Origin of the sequence: Sphingomonas sp. CFBP 13706, from assembly GCF_014842355.1 — a bacterium.
Taxonomy (GTDB): Bacteria; Pseudomonadota; Alphaproteobacteria; order Sphingomonadales; family Sphingomonadaceae; genus Sphingomonas; species Sphingomonas aerolata.
Window position 1 is genome coordinate 1 of the sequence record NZ_JACYVM010000048.1, and the last position, 2216, is coordinate 2216.

The window sequence follows — 2216 nt, forward strand, 5'->3', positions numbered from 1 at the left end:
CTGGGGTTGAAGATGATCGGCAGCCACGATCCAGCGGGGACGAACTGCCCCTGCGCGTTGATCGCGAAGCCGGTCGGAGTGTGCATCCAGCTGTTGACGCTCAGGATCCAGGTCGCCGAGATCAAAGTGCCGAGCGCCACCATGCAGGTGGCGAAGAAATGCAGTCCGCGCCCGACCTTCGTGATGCCGAACAGCATGACGCCGAGGAAGCCCGCTTCCAGGAAGAAGGCTGTGAGCACCTCGTAGGCCATCAACGGACCGATCACGGGGCCGGCTCGGTCGGAGAACACCGACCAGTTGGTGCCGAACTGGTAGGACATGACGATGCCGGAGACGACGCCCATGCCGAACACGATCGCGAAGATCTTCAGCCAGTAGCGGTAGAGGTTGGCGTACACGCCGCGCCCGGTCCTGAGCCAAAGGCCCTCGAGCGTCATCAGGAAACTGGCGAGCCCGATCGAGAACGCGGGAAACAGGAAGTGGAAGGATACCGTGAAGGCGAACTGTATCCGTGCGAGAAGAAGCGCATAATCTGTCATGAGAGGCCTGTTCGTCGTGCCGGACCTGGCCGGGCACGGAGCGATGCCGAGCGACCAGGGCCCGGCACCAAGTTCATCCTGCCGTGCTCGTAGCCGGCTGCGGATCGGCCGCGCGCACTTGCTCGTCGGCCGCGCGTTCCAGCATGAGGAGCATCGCGGTGACCGCGACCAGCAGGACGACGAAGATGTCGAGCTTTCGGCGGAAACGCCGTTCACCGGGCGTCAGCATTTCGGTGCTCTGCCGATCAGGTAAGGGTGGCTCTGACGCCGCGCGCGCGACGTCCTCGCCCGGACGGACGATGATTTTGACATGGATGATCCTGTTCCGCCTGCGATCGACGCGGGCATCTCTGACGAAGCGGGGCGCCGCGCATTGGCTCAGCTGGATGAGATCGAGCGAGCGGACGTTGAGACGCGTGAATGGCTGGTCAGAGGGGGAAGGGGGGGCCTCGAGCCCAAGGTCGCAGTCCGTACCGCGGCGTTTCGACCGGTGCCGATCCGGGGCGTAGGCCGCTGCCCATCGTGAAGGCCAGAGCGACGATCAGCAGGTCGAGCGGTACGGCAGCAAGCGCCGCCATTGTCAGGCCGGCATAGGCGCACGGTGCGTCATGCTTTGCGGGGGCGTCGTGGCTCGCATCGTCCGGCTGCTGCGTCAATCCGGGTATTTCCAGTACCATCGGCTCGGTCATGATGCCCGAGCAAATCGATACGACCATCTTGCCGTGCGACATCGTCGGCATGTATCCGCTCGGTACGACGAGGCGTAATGCAAGCGATACCGCAAGGATCAAGACTATCGCCAGCGAATGGTTTTCAACAAGATGGCGAATGGCCGGCATGAGAATGCGCTAGGTCACGCTATCGTCTTAGTCGATGTGACATTATGTCTCATGCGCGCTGCAGGGCTGGTGCTTAAGTCCATTCCGATATCCCCATGACATTGGGAACCCGCGATTATTTTGGCTTCTTGGCCAACGAATGTTCACGGGCGGAATTGCGCATGGAACGGCGGCAGGTTCTGATCGCCCGATCGCCACGGGGAGCTCATCCTGTCCAAGTGACAGTTGCTCATGACTGGGCTAGCTCGCGTCTGGTGTTCGCACTTCGCCGCCATGTTCTGGCTCATCGCCACCTTGCTACGCTGATCTGCGTCGCGGCGCTGGCGCTGAAGCTGCTGATCCCGTCGGGCTACATGATCTCCGCCGAGCACGGTCGGATCGCCATCACGATCTGCTCGGGGTTCGCCCCGCAGACCATTAGCCCTGACACGAGCAGGGACATGGACCTGACCATGCCGGAAATGCACGGCGACATGGCCGATCAAGGCAAGTCCGACGAGCATGGCAGGACGGAGATGCCGTGTGCGTTCTCCAGCCTTTCGGCGCACGCGCTCGCGGCGGTCGATCCCGTCCTGCTGATCGCGGCCATCGCCTTCGTCATGGCGGTTGGCTCGCGAGCGGTCGGATCGCCGCGCCTTGCACTTACGCCGCATCTCCGGCCGCCCTCGCAAGGCCCGCCCGTCTTCCGTTGACCTGTTGAATCGCACCTGCCTCCCATCGGGGGCGGGTCGCTGTCGTTCATGGTGCGCTGCCAAAGGCTCGCGCGCCAGTCAAAGGCATTTTCGATGTTTCGACCGAAGTCTCTTCTTGGGACGACGATGGCTGTCGCCGTCGCCGC

General features: G+C 63.0%; 4 protein-coding genes. 1 reads left to right on the plus strand and 3 read right to left on the minus strand.

What is annotated here, in order from left to right; all coding sequences use genetic code 11:
• The 3 genes from IFS44_RS21520 to IFS44_RS21530 all read right to left on the minus strand — a co-directional run.
• On the minus strand, nucleotides 1-539 hold a 539-nt coding region (locus IFS44_RS21520; RefSeq protein ID WP_192100166.1), incomplete at its 3' end, for a cytochrome ubiquinol oxidase subunit I.
• A gap of 73 nt (nucleotides 540-612) precedes the next feature.
• Nucleotides 613-768: a hypothetical protein gene (locus IFS44_RS21525; RefSeq protein WP_192100168.1), complete on the minus strand. Its 156-nt coding sequence runs from the start codon at nucleotides 766-768 to the stop codon at nucleotides 613-615.
• A gap of 199 nt (nucleotides 769-967) precedes the next feature.
• Entirely contained in the window at nucleotides 968-1279 is a 312-nt protein-coding gene (locus IFS44_RS21530) for a hypothetical protein (RefSeq protein WP_192100170.1), read from the minus strand.
• Between the two features lie 194 nt (nucleotides 1280-1473).
• On the opposite strand from IFS44_RS21530, the gene IFS44_RS21535 reads away from it, so the two are divergent.
• Nucleotides 1474-2070 carry a hypothetical protein gene (locus IFS44_RS21535; RefSeq protein WP_244650508.1) on the plus strand — a complete coding sequence of 199 codons (597 nt, stop codon included), beginning with the start codon at nucleotides 1474-1476 and terminating at the stop codon, nucleotides 2068-2070.
• Nucleotides 2071-2216 lie beyond the last annotated feature (146 nt).